An 18,100-nucleotide genomic window follows, 5' to 3' on the forward strand; every position below is an offset into this window, starting at 1 on the left:
AGGTAATTTAAGTGAAGACCGCGATCACCGAACTGTTCGGCATCGAGCACCCCATCATCCAGGGCGGCATGCATTTCGTCGGCTTTGCCGAGCTGGCGGCCGCCGTCTCCAATGCGGGCGGGCTCGGCATCATCACCGGTCTCACTCAGAAGACGCCGGAGCTGCTGGCAAAAGAGATCGCGCGCTGCCGCGACATGACCGACAAGCCGTTCGGCGTGAACCTCACCTTCCTGCCGGCCTTCGCCGCGCCGCCTTACCCTGAATATATCGCCGCGATCGTCGAGGGCGGGGTCAAATCCGTGGAGACCGCGGGCCGCAGCCCGGAAGCCTACATGCCGGCGCTGAAGGCGGCCGGCATTAAGGTCATCCACAAATGCACTTCGGTGCGCCACTCCCTGAAGGCGGAGCGCATCGGCTGCGACGCCGTCAGCGTTGACGGTTTTGAGTGCGGCGGCCATCCCGGCGAGGACGACATTCCCAACATGATCCTGCTGCCGCGCGCGGCGGAGGAATTGAAGATCCCGTTCGTCGCTTCCGGCGGCATGGCCGACGGACGCAGCCTCGTCGCGGCGCTGTCGCTGGGTGCGGCCGGCATGAACATGGGCACGCGCTTCATTGCCACCAAGGAAGCGCCGGTGCATCAGAACGTGAAGAACGCGCTGGTCGCGGCGACCGAGCTCGACACCCGCCTGATCATGCGGAGCCTGCGCAACACAGAGCGCGTGCTGAAGAACGCCAATGTCGACCGTCTGCTCGAGATCGAACGCGAGAAGGGCGACAAGCTCAAGATCGACGACATCCACGACCAGGTCGCGGGCGTCTATCCCAGGATCATGCTGGACGGGAAGATGGATGCAGGCGCCTGGAGCTGCGGCATGGTCGCAGGGCTCATCCACGACATCCCCACCTGCAAGGAACTCGTCGACAGGATCATGGCTGAGGCGGACATCATCGTTCGCAACCGTCTGATGGGGTTCCTTGAAGGGACCGGTGCACCGCAAAGGGTCGCCTGACACCGCCAACTTCTTAACCACGGCGGCAGTTGACCGCTGGAATTGCGCGCGACGCCTCCTAAATAGAGGTAAATTACCTCTTAACAATCAATTTCAGGAGGCGTCCGTGGTCCTGAAGAGCGTTCATTTTGCAGTTGCCATTGCCCTCGTGCTCGCATGGGGCGGCATCGCGCGCGCTGACGACTACAAGCCGAGTGAGTATCTAGGCCTCGATCTTTCGAAGGCCGTATTGTCGCCGAAGCGGCTCGGGCCCGAAACCCAATTCGCGCCGCTCGCGCTGGAGGCGCGCGGCGGCAACGAGGCGCAGGCGCGCGCCGAGCCGTTCGGCGTGCCGAAGAAAGTCGCGGCCGAACGCGTGCATGTGTCGGAGCCGAAGGTCGCGCACGCCAAAGTAGCGCACCCCAAGGTTGCGCACGCCAAGTCCGCGCAGCCACGCGGCGCGGCGCGCACCAAGCTCGCGCATCGCCACGGCAATCCGCTCGACGCGCAGGCGAGGGATACCCGCATCCAGACCTGGCCCTGCCGCTCCGGCGGCATCTGTAACTGGCAGCGCTAGGTCAGTTCCGAGCCGTCATCCGTACCTCGCAGAACCGTAGGCCCGGGGTCAAGAAACCGTAAGCCGGGAGTCAAACGACGCAGGCACCTTCCGTCGCGATTCGACGAAGGTTTCCTGAATGGCATCGCTCCGCGCCTGGACCCGGCGGCAATTCCTGGTCCGCTCCACTTCCAGCCTGGCCGTCGCGACGCTCGCAAAGCCACATCTCAGCCGCGCCGCCGCCCGTCCGCAGATCGCAGGCGGCATCCAGTCCGGCGACGTCTCGGATGGCTCCGCCGTGATCTGGGCGCGCGCCGACCGGCCGGCGCGGATGCAGGTGGAGTGCTCGACAAAGCTGCTGCTGAACGATCTGCCCCTCGGGCAGGACATCTTCTATCGTGTGCGCTTCGACGACATCGCGATCGGCACCGCCGGCGAAAGCCGCATCGGCCATTTCCGCACCGCGCCGGCTGCGGGCCGGTCGATCTCCTTCCTGTGGTCCAGCGACACCGCGGGGCAGGGCTGGACATCGACACATCGCGCGGCGGCTATCGCAGCTATCGCACCATGCTCGACAATCGTCCGGACTTCTTCATCCATTCCGGCGATCACACTTACGCCGACTGCACGATTCCCTCGGAGCGGAAGCTGCCGAACGGCGAGACCTGGCGGAATGCCGTGACCGAGGAGAAATCCGAGATCGCGCACACGCTGGCGCAGTTCCGCGGCAATTACAAATACAACCTCGTAGGTCGCTAACCCGATCTTGATTGGCGCTCCTGCGGCTCCCACGCTATGCTGTACCTTCCCGCCACCTCTTTTCCATCACCGAAGAGTCTGCTCACGCGGCATCGCCGCGCGCATCCGGTGGGTTGAAATATCTTAGGAGCCTTTTCATGGACAATCTGAAGACACAGGGCATCAGCATGCCCAAGCTCGGCCTCGGCACCTTCCGCATGCAGGGCGATGCCTGCCGCGCGGCGGTCGAGAGCGCGCTATCGATCGGCTATCGCCATATCGACACCGCCGAGATGTACGGCAACGAAGAGCCGATCGGCGCGGCGCTCGCAGCGGCCGGCGTGCGGCGTGGCGAGCTGCATATCACGACCAAGGTCTGGCACGAGAACCTCGCACCCGAAGCGATCCGCCGCGCCTTCGACGCCAGCCTGAAAAAACTCCGGCTCGACCATGTCGACCTTTATCTCGTGCACTGGCCGTCCAAGGCCGCGAACTGGGGTGCTGTGTTCGAGATTTTGATGAAGCTGAAGGAGGAGGGGCGCACCCGGGCGATTGGCGTCGCCAACTTCACCACCGCGCTGCTCAAGATCGCCGTCGAGGACATCAGAGCGCCGATCGCCTGCAATCAGATCGAATATCACGCCATGCTCGATCAATCGAAGGTGCTGGCCTATCTCAACGCCAAGTCGATCCCGCTGGTCGCCTATTGTCCGCTGGCGCAGGGGCGTGTCGCATCCGATCCGGTGCTGGCCGAGATCGGCGCCAAGCACGACGCGACCGGCGCGCAGGTCGCGCTGAAATGGCTGCTCGACCAGGATGGCGTCGCCGCGATTCCGAAGGCCTCACGCCTCGAGAGCCAACAGGCCAATCTCGACGCGCTGAAGATCACGCTCGACGATGCCGACCGCAACAAGATCGCCGCGCTGCCGAAAGACAGCCGCTGCGTCAATCCCGGCTTCGCGCCGGCGTGGGACTAACCTCGCCGAACGTTTCGAACACGCAAAGAAATGGCCCCGTGAGGGGCCATTTCCGTATTGCGTTGCGCATTAGTCCCAGTGGCGATGACCGCCACGCTTGATCACGACGACCTTGTCGCGATGGTGCCAGCCGCGATGCCAGCCGTGATCGCGATGCATGCCGTATTCGGCGCGGGCGCCGTACGGGCCGTGATGATGACCGCGCTTGATCACCACCGTCTCCGCGCTCGCGAGCGTCGGCAATGCAACCGCGAGTGCGCCGATAGCAGCAATCACATAACCAAGTTTCTTCAAGATGTCCTCCTCCAATAGAATGCCAATCTAAACGGCGCATTCGCGTGAACGTTCCGGAGGAATCACCAGAGAATTCTGAACAGCTGTTCAGACAGAAAAGTGTGGAGCAGTTTTCGAGAGATCAAGCTCGAGGGTAATAGTCAATCGCAGCGTTGCTGTGCCGGTGTTGGCGCGCCTGTCGCGACGTATTTGCCGTCCCTGATCGTGTACTCGCCGTGCTCACTGCGATTGTAGATCGCGCGCAAGCTATCTTGCTTTGAGAGTAGCAGACCGAACTCGCGCGTCTGATGCAGCGAGGGGAAGTACACCATCACATTGAGCAGGCCCTCGGCACCGACCGTGGCGGACACCACTTCGTTCTCGTCCTTGGCCTCGCCGAAATTGCGCCGGTACATCACCCTTCCGTCCTTCCGGATCTCGTAAGTCAGCGCCGCGCCCTTGTCGCGGTCAGGGCGAGCCGCGCAATCGACCGCCCAGGAGCCGAGCAGGCCCCATTGCTCGACCGTCGCCGCAAGCGTCTCGGCGCCGGCCGCTGGCGTGAATGCAAGCCACAGCAGCGCCGCCGTGATCCAGCGGCTCGGACAACGCGTCATGTCCTGAAAAGCCCCACTTCTAATAATGCCAAAGTGTAGCATCCTGCTCGCATCGGTCCACGGCAGCCGCCATTCGCGCGCGAATTTGATCCGCGTCGATGAGGCCGGCTGCTTCCGGGGTAGGATGGCGCGGCCTCCGCGATCCACGGCAGCCAGCCCCAGGTGGCTTAGGGCCGCTTCTCCACATTGGCGCTGCGGGCCGGCACGCCGAACTCCTTGCGGCACACTTCGGCCAGCACGGCGACGCCTTCGCGGATCTGCTGATGCGAAGGGCTCGCGAAGCACAGCCGCAGCCGCGAGCTGGAATGGCTTTTGTCGGTCGACCATTCCGGCCCTGGATTGATCGATACGCCGGCCGCGAGTGCGGCCTGATACAGTTTTAGCGTATCGACCTGATGGGGCAGCTTCACCCACAGGAAGATGCCGCCCTTCGGCTCCTCGAATTCGGCTGTCGTCCCGAATTGCTCGTTGAGAGCTTCCATCAGCGTATCGAGCTTGGTGCGCAGCGCCTTTGTCAGCGCCGGGACGTGGGTCGAAAAATGCGGCTTGCAGTAGGCGGCGAGCACCATCTGCTCCAGTGCGCCGGAGCCGGCGTCCGTCTTCAGCGCCAGCATCCGCGACATCACATCCCATGGCGCAACGATGAAGCCAACGCGCAGCGCAGGCGCGATCGACTTCGAGAACGAGCCGATATGGATCACGCCGCCGTTCGGGCTCATCGCATAGATCGCCGGCGGCCGCTGTCCTGACCAGACCAGATCGGCGTAGCAATCGTCCTCGAATACAGGCACACCGTATTCTGCCGATAGCCGCAACAACTCCGCGCGGCGGCCTTCCGGCATGATGCTGCCGGTCGGGTTCTGTACCGTCGGAATGGTGTAGATGTATTTTGGCCGGATGCCGCGTCTCTTGAGGTCTGCCAGCGTCGTGGCCAGCACGTCCATGCGCATGCCGTCCTTGTCGAGGGGGATGCCTGTTACGTTGACCCCGAGCCGTGCCAGGCGGGTCAGCGAGCCCTGATAGCTGTCCTGCTCAAAGATCACGGTGTCGCCGCGCGTCAGCAGGGTCGCGTTGACGAGGTCGAGCGCCTGCAGCGAGCCGGAGACGATCATGAGATCGTCGACCGTGCAGCTGATGCCGGCATCGCGCTTGAGTTTTGCGACGAGAAATTCGCGCAGGGGCAAATAACCCTGCGGGCCATGCGCCAGGCCATAAGTGGAAAGGGATCGGCCCTCGCTCCGAAGTACAGTGTTGGCAGCCTCGACCAAATCGTCGAGCGGCACCTGCTCGGAATCGTTGTTGCCGCCGACGAAGCTATATTTGGCGAGGCCCGTCCAGCGCGCGGAAGGGGCCGGCAGCCCTGCGGGAAACAGGGGCGCGAAATCGAAGCTGGATGTCATGGGGCATTCCTCGTTCTATTCTTGTCAGGCTGCCGGCTTTGCGCCGGTCAGTCGTGTTTCTTGCTTACTTCTTGCCGACAGTCCGGGTTGGACGGCCCTGGCTAATGAAGGCGTAATGCGCATTGGCGACGCCGCCAACCATCAAGGCCTCGACAACAGGCTCGGCGATCTCGCTTGTTGCGGCCCAGTCGACGAGGAAATTGGCTCCGGTCCCGCCGCGCACGTCGTCGGTCGGAACGAAGATCGAGACGGTGGCGAGCGGTTTGAGCGCGACCGGCGCCTTCAGATAGCTCTCGACCTGCTTGCCTGCGGTGTCGAAATAGGCAATGCGCTTGACCACCAGCGCCTGGGTCTCCGAGGCGTTGTGGATGCTTAGCGTCACCGAAAAATCAACGCGCAGCTTGCCCTGGCTCATTGCCACGCTGGAATAGGCCGGCACGTAGAAGCCGCCGGAGACGGCGGGCTCCTCCTTCGGCGTGGCGGTGAGCGAATCGGCAGAACTCTGCTCGATATTGACTTTGGGCTGGGCAAGCGCGGGCGGGGCGAACGCGAGCGGACATAACAGCATTGCAACGGCGAGCCTCATCCGCATGTGACGAATTGCTCGCTTGCCGCGCCGCACTCGATCATTAGGGTGCGGCAGAACGGACCAATCTGGCATGCACGAGCTCATTCGCGACATCACTCTCTGTATCCTGTTTGCCTGGATGCTGGGCCTGCTTGCCCACTTCTCCAGGCAGCCGCTGATCCTGGCCTACCTTATCGCCGGCTTCTGCATAGGTCCATTCGGCGCCGGCTGGGTCAAGTCGCAGGAATCGATCAGCGTCATCTCTGAGCTCGGCCTGATCTTCATGCTGTTCATGATCGGCCTGGAGATCGACCTGAAGAAGATCGTGCGGGCGGGAAAGGTGATCCTGTTCGCGGCGGGCGGCCAGCTCATCGGCGGCTGCCTGCTCGGGGTGCTGTTCTTCGCCGGCATCGGCCTGTCGCTCGGCGGGGGGCAGTTCGATGCGGTTTATCTCTGCGTCGCCTGCGCGCTGTCGAGCACCGTCATCATCGTCAAGGTGCTCTACGAGAAGCGCGAGCTCGACACGCTGCCCGGCCGCATCACGCTCGGCGTGCTGGTGCTCCAGGACATCTTCGCCATCCTGTTCCTGGCGGTGCAGCCAAGCCTTGCCAATCTGGAAGTCAGCGTCATCCTGCTCTCGATCGGCCGCGTCGCGGTGCTGGTCGCCGCCGCGCTGCTGGTCAGCCGCTACGTGCTGCCGCGCCTGTTTCACCAGATCGCCCGCCGCCCCGAGCTGATCCTGCTCGGCGCGCTCGCCTGGTGCTTCCTGGTCGCCGAGACCGCCGAGCGGCTGTCGCTGTCGCGCGAGATGGGCGCCCTGATCGCCGGCGTCTCGCTCTCGACCTTTCCTTATGCGCTCGACGTCACGGCCAAGGTCACCACGCTGCGGGACTTCTTCATCACGCTGTTCTTCGTCGCTCTCGGCATGACCATTCCCGTGCCCGGCCTCTCCGTGATCGGCCTTGCCTTGCTGATCGCGGTGTTCACGGTGGCGAGCCGCCTCGTCACCACTTTCGCGCCGCTCTATCTGATGAAGCAGGGCTTGCGCGCCAGCCTGTTGCCGGCCCTGAACCTCGCGCAAATCTCCGAGTTCTCGCTGGTGGTGATCCAGACCGGCGTCGCCGACCACCACATCGCAGCCGAGACGGCGAATGCGGCCTCTTTCGCCTTCGTGGTGCTGGCTGTGGTCTCGACCTTCGCGATGACCCGCAGCGACGAGATCACCCGCTGGGCGATCGGGCCCCTGAAGCGGATCGGCCTGCGCGACCTCGACCATGGCAACGGCCACGGCGAGGAAGGCCACGAGGGCGGCCATGGCGAGGCCCGCCGCATCGTCATCCTTGGCTTTTTCCGTGCGGCGAGCGCGCTGCTGGCCGAGATCGAGCGGCAGACGCCGGTGCTGCTGGAGCAGATCACCGTGGTCGACTTCAACCCCAATGTGTACCAGACCCTGCTTTCGCGCGGCCTGCACGTGATCTATGGCGACATCAGCAGCGCCGATACGCTGCTCCATGCCGGGATCGGCAAGTCTGAGATGATCATCCTCAGCGTGCCGGATTCGCTGCTCAAGGGCGCTACCAACGAGAAGCTGGTCCGCCACGTCCGTGCGCTCAATCCGACCGCCCTGATCGTGGCGAGCGCCGATATCTGCTGGCCGATGTCGGCGAGCTCTACGAGGCCGGCGCCAGCTACGTCACCGTGACCCGGCTCAGCGATGCCCACGAGCTGTTCACCGTGATCGAGGCCGCCCAGGCCGGGCTTCTGGCCGACAAACGTGCCGAGCTCGATCAGCGCCTCGGCGAGCGGCGCGAAGTGCTGCCCTGACGGTGCCTGGCGGCCTTCTTCCTGGACCATTTCTTGCTAAATCCCCGGTATCTTCGGTGCAAGCCTGAAATCCGTTGATCGGCCCGCCACCCGGAATATGCGGTTGCGTCCAGGACACTAGCGCCCCGGCCCAAGTCCGGCTAAGCCTCCGGGCTATAACCGATAGAGATTGGGAAATGCCCGATAACGTTCAGGAAGTCTTGCAGGCCTTTGCCCGCGGTGAGCTCGTGGTCGTCACCGACGACGATGACCGCGAGGGCGAGGGCGATCTGATCGTCGCCGCCTCGCTCTGCACCTCCGAGAAGATGGCGTTCATCATCCGCCACACCTCCGGCATCGTTTGCGCGCCGATCACCACCGAAGATGCGCGCCGCCTGCGGCTCGATCCGATGGTGGCCCACAACGATTCCGCGCACACCACCGCATTCACGGTCTCGATCGACTACAAGCCCGACGGCGGCACCGGCATCTCGGCCGAAGAGCGCGCCTCGTGCTGCCGCGCGCTGTCCAATCCCAACGCCGGCGCCAACGACTTCGCCCGTCCCGGCCACATCTTCCCGCTGATTGCCAAGGACGGCGGCGTGCTCCTGCGCTCCGGCCATACCGAGGCCGCAGTCGATCTGTGCAAGCTCTCCGGCCTGCCACCGGTCGGCGTCATCAGCGAGTTGATGAACGACGACGGCAGCGTGATGAAGGGCGAGCAGGTCGCCCGCTTTGCCGCCGAGCACAAGCTCAAGCACGTCACCATCGCCGACATGATCGCCTACCGCCAGGTGCGCGAGAAGCTGATCGAGCGGGTCTCGACCTTCGTCACCGAGAGCCCGATCGGGCCGCTTCAGGGCTATGCCTACCGCTCGCCGTTCGATTCCATCGCCCACGTCGCCTTCGTCTACAACGGCGTCGGCGACGGCAAGAACGTCCTGACGCGCTTCCACAAGCCGAACATCGTCAAGGACATCTTCACCGGCCACAAGCGCATGGCGGTGGTGCTCGAGCACTTCAAGAAGTCCGGCCGTGGCGTGCTGGTCTATCTGCGCGACGGCGCGGCCGGTGTCCCCGTGGCGCCGCTGCCCGATGAGAGCGCGACCGAGGCTGACCGCAACCGCCAGTGGCGCGAAGTCGGCGTCGGCGCGCAGATCCTGCGCGATCTCGGCGTCACCTCGATCCGGCATCTCACCTCTTCGGTGCACGACTACAAGGGCCTGTCGGGCTTCGGTATCGAGATCGTCGCCAACGAGCAGCTCGAAAGCTAGCGCTGTCATTCCGGGCGCGCGACGCGCGTCCCCGGGATTCAAGCAGACCCATACATCTGCAACGCAATTGCACTTGTTGCCGCGGCGCTTTAGTTTGTCGGGCAAATTTTGACGGAACCAGACGAAAGGACGTTTCATGACCGCGCGCCCTCAGGCCAAGGACAAGCCGATCTCGGCTTCTTTCCAGTGGGACGATCCGTTCCTGCTCGACGAGCAACTCACCGAAGACGAGCGCATGGTGCGCGACACCGCGCGCGCCTACGCCCAGGACAAGCTGCTGCCGCGTGTCACCAAAGCCTATCTCGAAGAGACGACCGACCGCGAGATCTTCAACGAGATGGGCGAGCTCGGCCTGATCGGCATCACGCTGCCTGAGGAATATGGCTGCGCCAATGCAGGCTATGTCGCCTACGGCCTCGTCGCCCGCGAGATCGAGCGGGTCGATTCCGGCTACCGCTCGATGAACTCGGTGCAGTCCTCGCTGGTGATGTACCCGATCTACGCCTATGGCGACGAGAACCAGCGCAAGAAATACCTGCCGAAGCTCGCCAGCGGCGAGTGGGTCGGCTGCTTCGGCCTGACCGAGCCCGACGCCGGCTCCGATCCGGCCGGCATGAAGACCCGGGCGGAGAAGGTCTCGGACGGCTATCGCCTCACCGGCAGCAAGATGTGGATATCGAACGCGCCGATCGCCGACGTGTTCGTGGTCTGGGCCAAGTCGGCCGCGCACGACAACCAGATCCGCGGCTTTGTGCTGGAGAAGGGCATGAAGGGCCTGTCCGCACCGAAGATCGGCGGCAAGCTGTCGCTTCGCGCCTCCATCACCGGCGAGGTCGTGATGGACGGCGTCGTGGTGCCGGAAGACGCGCTGCTGCCCAACGTCTCCGGCCTGAAGGGCCCGTTCGGCTGCCTCAACCGCGCCCGCTACGGCATTTCCTGGGGCGCGCTCGGCGCGGCCGAGGATTGCATGCACCGCGCCCGCCAGTACACGCTCGACCGCAAGCAGTTCGGCAAGCCGCTCGCCGCGACCCAGCTCGTGCAGAAGAAGCTCGCCGACATGGAGACCGAGATCGCGCTGGGCCTCCAGGGCTCGCTTCGCGTCGGCCGTCTGATGGACGAGGGCAAGTTCGCCCCCGAGATGATCTCGATCATGAAGCGCAACAATTGCGGCAAGGCGCTCGACATCGCCCGCGTCGCGCGCGACATGCACGGCGGCAACGGCATCTCGGCCGAGTACCACGTGATGCGTCATGTCCATAACCTCGAGACGGTCAACACCTACGAGGGCACCCACGACGTCCACGCCCTGATCCTGGGCCGCGCGATTACGGGCATTCAGGCGTTCTTCTGAGCAGACGTCTCGGCGTGGAATTGCGTCATGGCCGGGTAGAAGCGCGAAGCGCGTCTTCGCGCTAGACGTCCCGGCCATCCACGTTCTAGCCGCACGAAGAACGTGGATGCCCGGCACAAGCCCGGGCAAGACGAAGTCAGCAAGGTATGAGCCAGCCATGTCCGACAACGACGACGTCCCGTTCAACCGCAACTTTCCGCTGAAGCCCGGCGTCGTCGAGGAAGTCCGCCCCGGTGTGCGGCGCGTGCTTTGTAGCAATCCGAGCCCGTTCACTTTCACCGGCACGGTCAGTTACATCGTCGGCCAAGGCAACGTCGCGATCATCGATCCCGGTCCGGACGACGAGGCGCACGCGGCGGCGCTGCTCGATGCTGTCAGCGGCGAGACGGTGAGCCATATCTTCGTCACCCACACCCACCGCGACCATTCACCGAACACCGCGCGGATCAAGCAGGCGACCGGCGCGCCGGTCTATGCCGAAGGCCCGCACCGCGCCTCGCGCCCGCGTTTCGAGAGCGAGAAGCACAACCCGGAATCCGGCGCCGACCGCGACTTCGCGCCCGATATCAGGATCGCCCATGGCGACATCGTCGAAGGCGACGGCTGGCGGCTCGAGGCCGTGGCGACGCCCGGCCACACCGCCAATCATCTCGCGTTCGCCTGGCCCGAGCGAAAATTCAACTTCGTCGGCGATCACGTGATGGGCTGGTCGACCTCGATCGTGGCGCCGCCCGACGGCTCGATGATCGATTACATGGAGTCACTCGACCGACTGGCCGCACGCGAGGAGGATCTGTATTTCTCCGGCCACGGTCCCGAGATCCCGGACGGCCCGCGTTTCGTGCGCTTCCTGATCCGTCACCGCAAGGCGCGCGAGTCCTCGATCCTGCATCGCCTTGCCAAGGGCGAGACCGACATCCCGACCATGGTCCGCGCGATCTATATCGGCATCGATCCCAGGCTGACGACAGCTGCCGGCTATTCCGTGCTGGCGCATCTGGAAGATCTGGTCGCCCGCGGCGTGGTGGCGACTGACGGCGATCCCGTGATTGGCGGGACGTATCGGATGGCGAACGCTTAGCGTTCCGTCACTTCTTCACCGTCTTCGCCGGCGCCTTCGGCGGCATCACCGGGGTCTTCTTCACTGGCTTGAGTGCGTCGGCGTCGGCGGCGGTGTTGAGGTCGTCGATGAATTTTTTCACGCGCGCGGCGTTGCTGCCGAGGTCGCTCTCGAAATAGCGCGAGGCGGACCGGATATCGACGCGGGAATCGTCGCCGTCGGGTACGACGCGGATCGCGATGTCCTCGCGGAATCCCATGATCGGCGAGCGTGCCACAGCCTCGATGCGGCCGATGCGGCGCGGCGGCTGCGGCGCGCGCTCGTCGATGACCAGCCATTTGCGCTTGTTGACGAGCTGAAGCGCGATTGCATAGGCGCGGTCGACCGAAATCTCAAGCTCGATCGGCTCGATATCAGGATAGAACTGACGCTGCTGCTCGGCCGAATAGAGGCCGGCATAAACAGCGGTATTGGTGCCATCGCCGGTGCGCAGGCGGGCCAGTGCGTCGAAGCGCGGCGGGTCGATCGGGTCGGTGGTGATGTCGTGGATCGCCGGCAGCTTGCGGTATTGCAGGCCGAGATAAGCGGGATAGGCGAGGATCGCGCCGGCGATCAGGAAGGCAAGCAGGATGCGCGCCATGCCGCGCGAGCCGTTCTGCCAGATCGCGGCAAAGCCTGCGAGCCCGAACAGGATCGAGAGCGCGGCGATCCCGAGCCCGCCGAAGAAGGTCGCGAGTGCCGGCTTCATCTCCAGGAAGCCGAACCGGAGGATGATGATCGAGACCACCACCGCCACCACTGCGAACACGGCCAAATTGCGCGCCCAGCTCGCGAGGCTGGATACGGGCTCCGACTGATAGGGAGCGGAAAACCTGCGGGCCATCGGGTGAGCTCTGCCGGGGTCTTGGGGGCGGTGTCGGCCGATTTGGCGCGACTATGGGCCGTTGAGATCACGGCCCGAAGGCAAATTCAAGGGTTCCCGGGATGTTACGGCCCTGTCATTCCGGGTTCGATGCCGTTGGCATCGCCCCGAAATGACAGTGTTTGGTTCGGCCGTCTACGCCGCCGCGTTCGGGAAGCGATAGTCCTTGAACTGGTCGCGCAGCGCGGTCTTCAGGATCTTGCCCGTCGCCGTGTGCGGGATGCCGTCGACGAAAGCGACGTCGTCGGGCATCCACCATTTGGCGATCTTGCCGTCCATGAACTTCAGGATGTCCTCGCGGCTGGCCTGCTGGCCCTGCTTGAGCTGCACGATCAGCAGCGGACGCTCGTCCCATTTGGGATGGAACACGCCGATCACGGCGGCTTCCGCCACCGCGGGATGGCCGATTGCGAGGTTTTCCAGGTCGATCGAGGAGATCCACTCGCCGCCGGACTTGATCACGTCCTTGGAGCGGTCGGTGATCCGCATGTAGCCGGCCTCGTCGATGGTCGCGACGTCGCCGGTGTCGAAGAAGCCGTCCTCGTCGAGGATGTTGGCGTCGATGCGGAAATAGGCTTTGGCGACGGCGGGGCCGGAGACTTTCAAACGGCCGAAGGTCGTGCCGTCCCATGGCAGTTCCTTGCCGGCATCGTCGGTGATCTTCATCTCGACGGCGAACGGCGCGTAGCCTTGCATCTGAAGCACGTCGAGCCGCGCATCGCCCGTCGCATTCTGGAACGGCGGCTTCAGCGCCGCGACGCTGCCGATCGGGCTCATCTCGGTCATGCCCCAAGCGTGGCGGACGTTCGAGCCCATGTCGAGGAAGGCCTTGATCATCGAGCGCGGCATCGCCGAGCCGCCGCAGATCACCATCTTCAGATCCGGCAGCTTGAGATTGTTGGCGGCCATGTGCTGGAGCAGCATCAGCCACACCGTGGGCACGCCGGCGGTATGCGTCACTCTCTCGGTCGAGAGCAGTTCGTAGACCGAGGCGCCGTCAAGCTTGGCGCCGGGCATGACCAGCTTGGTGCCCTGCGAGGGTGCGGAGAAGGCGATGCCCCAGCTGTTGGCGTGGAAGAGCGGCACCACGGGGAGCATGGTCTCGGAGGCGCTGGTGCCGAGCGCGTCGACATTGTTCGCCATCAGCGCATGCAGCACGTTGGAGCGATGCGAATACAGCACGCCCTTGGGGTCGCCGGTGGTGCCTGACGTGTAGCACATCGCAGCCGCCGTGTTCTCGTCAAAGTCCTTCCATTTAAATTCGCCGTCGGCCTCCGCAATCCAGTCCTCGTAGGCGACCACATTCTTCAGCGTCGTCTGTGGCATGTGCGCTTTGTCGGTGAGCACGACGTAGCGTTCCACGCTTGTAAGCTTGTCGGCGATCTTCTCCAGGACCGGAACGAAAGTGATGTCGGTCATCACGATGCGGTCCTGCGCATGGTTGATGATCCAGGCGATCTGCTCGGGGAAAAGCCGGGGATTGACGGTATGGCAGATGGCGCCGATCCCCATGATGCCGTACCAGACCTCGAGATGGCGCCAGGTGTTCCAGGCGATCGTTGCGACACGGTCGCCGAGCTTGATGCCGCCGCGCTCCAGCATCTGCGAGACCTTGAGCGCGCGCTTGTGGATCTCGGCATAATTTGTGCGATGGATCGGTCCTTCGACCGAGCGCGTGACGACCTCCTGCTTGCCATGAATCCTGGCGGCGTGTTCGATGATCCGGTGGCAGAGCAGGGGCCAGTCTTGCATCAAACCAAGCATTCCGTCGTTCCTCCGAGAAGCCGCTGGGCGGATTGTCGCTCTCAGCGTTGGGCCAAAGAATTGTCATGAGTTTTAGCCTGCCGGCCCTTCGCCGCAAATGGTCTTGTCGCGGCTATATGTCCGCCGGCGCGGCAATGGTTACCGTCGCGCTCGTGCTCGCGGATCGGGCAGAGGCGCGAAAATATGCCTCCCCGCTGGATATCTTCGGCATTGCTGCACCACGGCCGCGCGCGACGGTTCATTCTGCCAAGGTCCCTGGCAGGATCCCGCTCCCGAGACCCCGCCCTGAGGAGGCCCCCAAAGCATCGGACGCGGTCCCCCCGGAGACTGACGGCAAGCCTTCGCCCGACAAGCCTTCCGCGGACGAACCTGGCGCCAGCAAGCCCGCCGAGGCCGCGCCGCCGCCCGAGAAGCAGGCCTCTTCCTGCCGCCTCGCGCTGACCGAGGAGATCGCTATCGCGCCGTCCATTCCGGATATCCGCGGTCCGGGCGCTTGCGGCGGTGAGGATCTGGTTCGGCTCGAAGCCATCGTGCTACCGGACAAGCGCAAGGTAGCGGTCAAGCCGGCGGCGATCCTCCGCTGCACCATGGCGTCAGCGATGGCCGATTGGGTGCGCAAGGACATGGTGCCGCTGGCCGCGAGCCTCGGCTCGACCATCAGCGATCTCGACAATTTCGACAGTTTCGAGTGCCGCGGCCGCAATCGCGTTGTCGGCGCCACGCTGTCCGAGCACGGCAAGGCCAACGCGCTCGATGTCCGCGCCATCAAGCTGGTCAACGGGCAGTCGATCGGCCTGACCGACCGCACCATGCCGCGCGAGGTCCGCGAGCGCGTGCTGCATTCGGTCTGTTCGCGCTTTTCCACCGTACTTGGGCCGGGCTCGGACTGGTACCACGAGGACCATATCCATCTCGATCTGGCGCAGCGGCGCAATGACTACCGGATCTGCCAATGGAACGTCTGGGATCCCCTGCCGCAGATTGCCCCGCTCCTGCCGGCGGAACGGCCCGAGGAGGCGCCGCCGCGCGAGGTCGCGGCCAAGCCCGAGCCAAAGCAGGGAGCTGATGACGAGGCGGCGCAGAAATCCCCTTCGCCTGCGGACAAGCCGGCGGTCGACGGCAGCAAGGCCCAGCCGCACAAGCCGGCAACAAAAAAGCGCCGGTGAAACCGGCGCTTTTGAAGCTCGGAAAGATCAGGACGGGATCAGTAGCTGCCCGCCTGGCCAGTTCCGCCGGCGCCGAGCGCCAGCCGCGAATTATAGGGCGAGTCGCCATGCTTGGGTTCGAGCACGACCACAATCGTACCGACCTTGACGCGGGTATAGAGGTCGATCGCGTCCTCGTTGGTCATGCGGATACAGCCCGACGAAATCGAGGCACCGATATATTCGGGCTGGTTGGTACCGTGGATGCGGAACAGCGTGTCCTTGCCGCCCGAATAGAGATACATCGCGCGCGAGCCCATCGGATTGTCCGGACCGGGCGCAACGAAGGTCGGTACGCCCAGACGTGAAATCTCGCCCGGGGTCGGATGCCATGCCGGCCACTCGGTCATGCTGCCGACCTTGGCGATGCCCGACCAGGCCATGGCCTCTTCGCCGACCGTGATGCCGTAGCGGATTGCCTTTCCGCCATCCATCACCCAGTAAAGGTAGTGGTTGTCGGAATCGACCACGATCGAACCCGGTGATTCCTTGCGGTGATAGTCGACGATGGCGCGGCGGAATGGCTCTGCGACCGGGGTGTTCTCGTACCGAACCTTGGCAAGCAGTTCCTTGTCCTTCGGCTTGAAGGCCTTGGTGTCGGTCGCCTCAAAATGTGTGGCCTGCATGCAGCCCGACAGCATCAGGCCAGCGGCCAAAATACCCAGCATAACTTTCAGCGACGACATGATTTGGTTCCAATCGACAACAACAAACTTGCGTGGAGCTTGGACCAAGCCCAAAGACCACGACTCCGTTGGCCCCATTATCGTTGAAATCTGCCACAATTCCAGCGTTTCGAAGCTTTTCCCGCGCTGCAAGACCTTACCTGTGGCTTTTCTGCCGCAAGTTTTGCGGTCCAGCGACGGTTTCTGGGCAACGCGCGCGCATGTGTGTTTTCGTGCCACAGTTGAGCCACGGCGCCGCCGCAAATGCAAACACTCCGTTAATGTGCTTGTCATCATGAACTTGTCAGAATCGCGCTAAACGCTGTCATTCTGTCGCAGGTTCTCTGGAGTTGTTCATGTTTTCGGTATTTGTTCCCTCCGAATCCTCCCTCAAGAAGGCCATCGTCGAGGATCTGGCGGCAGTACCGGAGCACGCGGTCTGGATCGACCTGGTCAACCCGACCGCGGCCGAGGACAAGGCCGTGGAGAAGCTGTCGGGGATCGCGATCCCCACCCGGGAGGACATGCAGGAGATCGAGATCTCCAGCCGCCTCTATATCGAGAACGGCGCGCGCTACATGACGGCGACGCTGATGTGCCAATCCGATACCGACATGCCCCGGACCACGGCCGTCACCTTCATTCTCGGCGACCATCGCCTGGTGACAGTGCGCTACGACCAGCCGAAGCCCTTTGCGCTGGTGGAAGCCAAGCTTGCCCGGTCCTGCACGCCTGCGATCACCGGCGAGATGGTGCTGATGGAACTGCTGGACGCGGTGATCGACCGCTGCGCCGACATTCTGGAACGCTGCGGCGCCGACATCGACCAGGTCTCCCATGACATCTTCGAGCCGGAGAGCGAGCGTCACGGCCACGCCAAGCAATACTCGCAAATCCTGATCTCGATCGGCCGCAAGGGCGACCTGACCTCCAAGGTCCGCGAGAGCCTGGTGTCGATCGGCCGCGTCGTCACCTTCCTCTCGGCGATCGTCGAAGGCGTGAAATGGTCGAAGGACATGCGCGAGCAGCTCAAGACCATGCAGCGCGACGTCTCCTCGCTGACCGACCACGCCTCCTATCTCTCCAGCAAGATCACCTTCGTGCTCGACGCCATGCTCGGCGTCGTCAATCTCGAGCAGAACAACATCATCAAGCTGTTTTCGGTCATGGCCGTTGTCCTGATGCCGCCGACGCTGATCGCCTCGATCTACGGCATGAACTTCAAGTCGATGCCGGAACTCGATTGGGCGCACGGCTATCCGTACGCGCTGGTTCTAATGCTGATCGCGGCGATCGTTCCTTACTGGATCTTCAAGTGGAAGAAGTGGCTGTAGGCGCATGATCCGGAAAAGTGTGCAGCGGTTTTCCGAAAAGATCATGCTCAAGCAAAGATACCTACCGAGACCTTACGCCGGTCACAGAGAGATGGCGTTGGGTGTTGCAGAATAGATCGGGATTGAGGCCGTGCGGTGATGTGTGCGCAGCGCCCCAATTCCTCCGGTAAAATTTGAGCGGTGGGCTGAACGTTTGCGCGAAACTTGTCTGCGATAAGCAGCATGTTAGCCGCGAGGAACAGCCATGGTTGAAAAACACATAACGTCGCCCCGCAACGTCATCGATCTGGCGAATTATCGTCAGGTCCTGGCGAGCGGCAAGGCGTCGTCGATGTCGGCACGCATGTGCCGGCACTGTGGTGCTCCGCTGCTCGACGGCGAGAACGACGACGACTGCTCGACTGCAATCACTTCCGCAGCTCCCCGGCTGCGCGAACAGCCGCGTCGGTTTCGCGCCGATTGACAACGGAAGGTAAGGGCGATCCAGGTCTTGCGGCGGCGTTGTCTGGATCGCCTTGCTTCCGTTCCCGTAGCTCTTCCCCACATTTGGCTCGCAGCGTCTGACGGGGACGGTGGCGTCCCCTGCCAGCCCTTCTTATCTCTA

General features: G+C 63.7%; 16 protein-coding genes and 2 pseudogenes. 11 read left to right on the forward strand and 7 right to left on the reverse strand.

Annotation, left to right across the window (positions count from 1 at the left end; all coding sequences use genetic code 11):
* Nucleotides 1-11: 11 nt before the first annotated feature.
* From ACVWYI_RS11265 to ACVWYI_RS11280, 4 genes and pseudogenes are all read left to right on the forward strand, one after another.
* A complete protein-coding gene (locus ACVWYI_RS11265; protein WP_456662004.1) occupies nucleotides 12-1,013 on the forward strand; it encodes an NAD(P)H-dependent flavin oxidoreductase in 1,002 nt (333 codons plus the stop codon).
* A 106-nt stretch (nucleotides 1,014-1,119) separates the two neighbouring features.
* Complete coding sequence (locus ACVWYI_RS11270; protein ID WP_456662005.1) at nucleotides 1,120-1,569, forward strand: hypothetical protein; 450 nt, start codon at nucleotides 1,120-1,122, stop codon at nucleotides 1,567-1,569.
* A gap of 118 nt (nucleotides 1,570-1,687) precedes the next feature.
* Nucleotides 1,688-2,292, forward strand: a pseudogene (locus ACVWYI_RS11275) (alkaline phosphatase D family protein); the annotation flags it as partial.
* Between the two features lie 152 nt (nucleotides 2,293-2,444).
* Nucleotides 2,445-3,263 (forward strand): aldo/keto reductase, encoded by an 819-nt coding sequence (locus ACVWYI_RS11280; protein WP_456662006.1) that lies wholly within the window; start codon nucleotides 2,445-2,447, stop codon nucleotides 3,261-3,263.
* Between the two features lie 69 nt (nucleotides 3,264-3,332).
* On the opposite strand, the gene ACVWYI_RS11285 is transcribed toward ACVWYI_RS11280, so the two are convergent.
* The 4 genes from ACVWYI_RS11285 to ACVWYI_RS11300 all read right to left on the reverse strand — a co-directional run bounded on the left by ACVWYI_RS11285 (nucleotide 3,333) and on the right by ACVWYI_RS11300 (nucleotide 6,142).
* Complete coding sequence (locus ACVWYI_RS11285) at nucleotides 3,333-3,557, reverse strand: hypothetical protein (RefSeq protein ID WP_354068475.1); 225 nt, start codon at nucleotides 3,555-3,557, stop codon at nucleotides 3,333-3,335.
* A 140-nt stretch (nucleotides 3,558-3,697) separates the two neighbouring features.
* Nucleotides 3,698-4,150: a hypothetical protein gene (locus tag ACVWYI_RS11290; RefSeq protein ID WP_456650924.1), complete on the reverse strand. Its 453-nt coding sequence runs from the start codon at nucleotides 4,148-4,150 to the stop codon at nucleotides 3,698-3,700.
* A gap of 167 nt (nucleotides 4,151-4,317) precedes the next feature.
* Nucleotides 4,318-5,550 (reverse strand): aminotransferase-like domain-containing protein, encoded by a 1,233-nt coding sequence (locus tag ACVWYI_RS11295; protein ID WP_456662007.1) that lies wholly within the window; start codon nucleotides 5,548-5,550, stop codon nucleotides 4,318-4,320.
* Nucleotides 5,551-5,614: 64 nt separating this feature from the next.
* Entirely contained in the window at nucleotides 5,615-6,142 is a 528-nt protein-coding gene (locus ACVWYI_RS11300) for a DUF3124 domain-containing protein (RefSeq protein ID WP_456662008.1), read from the reverse strand.
* A 67-nt stretch (nucleotides 6,143-6,209) separates the two neighbouring features.
* Between ACVWYI_RS11300 and ACVWYI_RS11305 the strand changes: the two are divergent.
* The 4 genes and pseudogenes from ACVWYI_RS11305 (at nucleotide 6,210) to ACVWYI_RS11320 (ending at nucleotide 11,627) form a co-directional block, all read left to right on the forward strand.
* Nucleotides 6,210-7,942, forward strand: a pseudogene (locus ACVWYI_RS11305) (cation:proton antiporter).
* A gap of 176 nt (nucleotides 7,943-8,118) precedes the next feature.
* Nucleotides 8,119-9,195, forward strand: coding sequence for a 3,4-dihydroxy-2-butanone-4-phosphate synthase (ribB, locus tag ACVWYI_RS11310; protein ID WP_247348021.1), 1,077 nt, complete (start codon nucleotides 8,119-8,121; stop codon nucleotides 9,193-9,195).
* A gap of 136 nt (nucleotides 9,196-9,331) precedes the next feature.
* Nucleotides 9,332-10,546, forward strand: a complete 1,215-nt coding sequence (locus ACVWYI_RS11315) for an acyl-CoA dehydrogenase (protein ID WP_247441882.1) — start codon at nucleotides 9,332-9,334, stop codon at nucleotides 10,544-10,546.
* Between the two features lie 157 nt (nucleotides 10,547-10,703).
* A complete protein-coding gene (locus ACVWYI_RS11320; protein ID WP_456662009.1) occupies nucleotides 10,704-11,627 on the forward strand; it encodes an MBL fold metallo-hydrolase in 924 nt (307 codons plus the stop codon).
* A gap of 7 nt (nucleotides 11,628-11,634) precedes the next feature.
* Here the strand turns inward: ACVWYI_RS11320 and ACVWYI_RS11325 are convergent, their stop codons facing one another.
* Together ACVWYI_RS11325 and ACVWYI_RS11330 are read right to left on the reverse strand one after the other, a co-directional pair.
* Nucleotides 11,635-12,489 carry a DUF1499 domain-containing protein gene (locus ACVWYI_RS11325; RefSeq protein ID WP_247441878.1) on the reverse strand — a complete coding sequence of 285 codons (855 nt, stop codon included), beginning with the start codon at nucleotides 12,487-12,489 and terminating at the stop codon, nucleotides 11,635-11,637.
* A gap of 174 nt (nucleotides 12,490-12,663) precedes the next feature.
* Nucleotides 12,664-14,292, reverse strand: coding sequence for a fatty-acid--CoA ligase (locus ACVWYI_RS11330; RefSeq protein WP_456650918.1), 1,629 nt, complete (start codon nucleotides 14,290-14,292; stop codon nucleotides 12,664-12,666).
* Between the two features lie 65 nt (nucleotides 14,293-14,357).
* Here ACVWYI_RS11330 and ACVWYI_RS11335 point away from each other — a divergent pair, with 65 nt between their 5' ends.
* The gene (locus ACVWYI_RS11335; protein ID WP_456662010.1) at nucleotides 14,358-15,458 is read left to right on the forward strand and encodes an extensin family protein; all 1,101 of its coding nucleotides are present in this window, start codon (nucleotides 14,358-14,360) and stop codon (nucleotides 15,456-15,458) included.
* Nucleotides 15,459-15,496: 38 nt separating this feature from the next.
* Here the strand turns inward: ACVWYI_RS11335 and ACVWYI_RS11340 are convergent, their stop codons facing one another.
* Nucleotides 15,497-16,183 carry a L,D-transpeptidase gene (locus tag ACVWYI_RS11340; protein WP_247348037.1) on the reverse strand — a complete coding sequence of 229 codons (687 nt, stop codon included), beginning with the start codon at nucleotides 16,181-16,183 and terminating at the stop codon, nucleotides 15,497-15,499.
* Nucleotides 16,184-16,518: 335 nt separating this feature from the next.
* Between ACVWYI_RS11340 and ACVWYI_RS11345 the strand changes: the two genes are divergently transcribed.
* Together ACVWYI_RS11345 and ACVWYI_RS11350 are read left to right on the forward strand one after the other, a co-directional pair.
* A complete protein-coding gene (locus ACVWYI_RS11345; RefSeq protein WP_247348038.1) occupies nucleotides 16,519-17,496 on the forward strand; it encodes a magnesium transporter CorA family protein in 978 nt (325 codons plus the stop codon).
* Nucleotides 17,497-17,740: 244 nt separating this feature from the next.
* On the forward strand, nucleotides 17,741-17,959 hold the full coding sequence (locus ACVWYI_RS11350) for a hypothetical protein (RefSeq protein ID WP_247348039.1): 219 nt from the start codon (nucleotides 17,741-17,743) through the stop codon (nucleotides 17,957-17,959).
* Nucleotides 17,960-18,100 lie beyond the last annotated feature (141 nt).

This window comes from Bradyrhizobium sp. LB13.1, from assembly GCF_054056815.1.

Excerpts from the sequence above, each read along its gene's own strand:
- ribB (WP_247348021.1), top strand. The coding sequence starts at position 8,119 with ATGCCCGATAACGTTCAGGAAGTCTTGCAGGCCTTTGCCCGCGGTGAG.
- ACVWYI_RS11320 (WP_456662009.1), top strand. The coding sequence starts at position 10,704 with ATGTCCGACAACGACGACGTCCCGTTCAACCGCAACTTTCCGCTGAAG.
- ACVWYI_RS11280 (WP_456662006.1), top strand. The coding sequence starts at position 2,445 with ATGGACAATCTGAAGACACAGGGCATCAGCATGCCCAAGCTCGGCCTC.
- ACVWYI_RS11340 (WP_247348037.1), bottom strand. The coding sequence starts at position 16,183 with ATGTCGTCGCTGAAAGTTATGCTGGGTATTTTGGCCGCTGGCCTGATG.
- ACVWYI_RS11350 (WP_247348039.1), top strand. The coding sequence starts at position 17,741 with ATGGTTGAAAAACACATAACGTCGCCCCGCAACGTCATCGATCTGGCG.
- ACVWYI_RS11290 (WP_456650924.1), bottom strand. The coding sequence starts at position 4,150 with ATGACGCGTTGTCCGAGCCGCTGGATCACGGCGGCGCTGCTGTGGCTT.
- ACVWYI_RS11300 (WP_456662008.1), bottom strand. The coding sequence starts at position 6,142 with ATGCGGATGAGGCTCGCCGTTGCAATGCTGTTATGTCCGCTCGCGTTC.
- ACVWYI_RS11325 (WP_247441878.1), bottom strand. The coding sequence starts at position 12,489 with ATGGCCCGCAGGTTTTCCGCTCCCTATCAGTCGGAGCCCGTATCCAGC.
- ACVWYI_RS11295 (WP_456662007.1), bottom strand. The coding sequence starts at position 5,550 with ATGACATCCAGCTTCGATTTCGCGCCCCTGTTTCCCGCAGGGCTGCCG.
- ACVWYI_RS11315 (WP_247441882.1), top strand. The coding sequence starts at position 9,332 with ATGACCGCGCGCCCTCAGGCCAAGGACAAGCCGATCTCGGCTTCTTTC.
- ACVWYI_RS11345 (WP_247348038.1), top strand. The coding sequence starts at position 16,519 with ATGTTTTCGGTATTTGTTCCCTCCGAATCCTCCCTCAAGAAGGCCATC.
- ACVWYI_RS11335 (WP_456662010.1), top strand. The coding sequence starts at position 14,358 with ATGAGTTTTAGCCTGCCGGCCCTTCGCCGCAAATGGTCTTGTCGCGGC.
- ACVWYI_RS11330 (WP_456650918.1), bottom strand. The coding sequence starts at position 14,292 with ATGCTTGGTTTGATGCAAGACTGGCCCCTGCTCTGCCACCGGATCATC.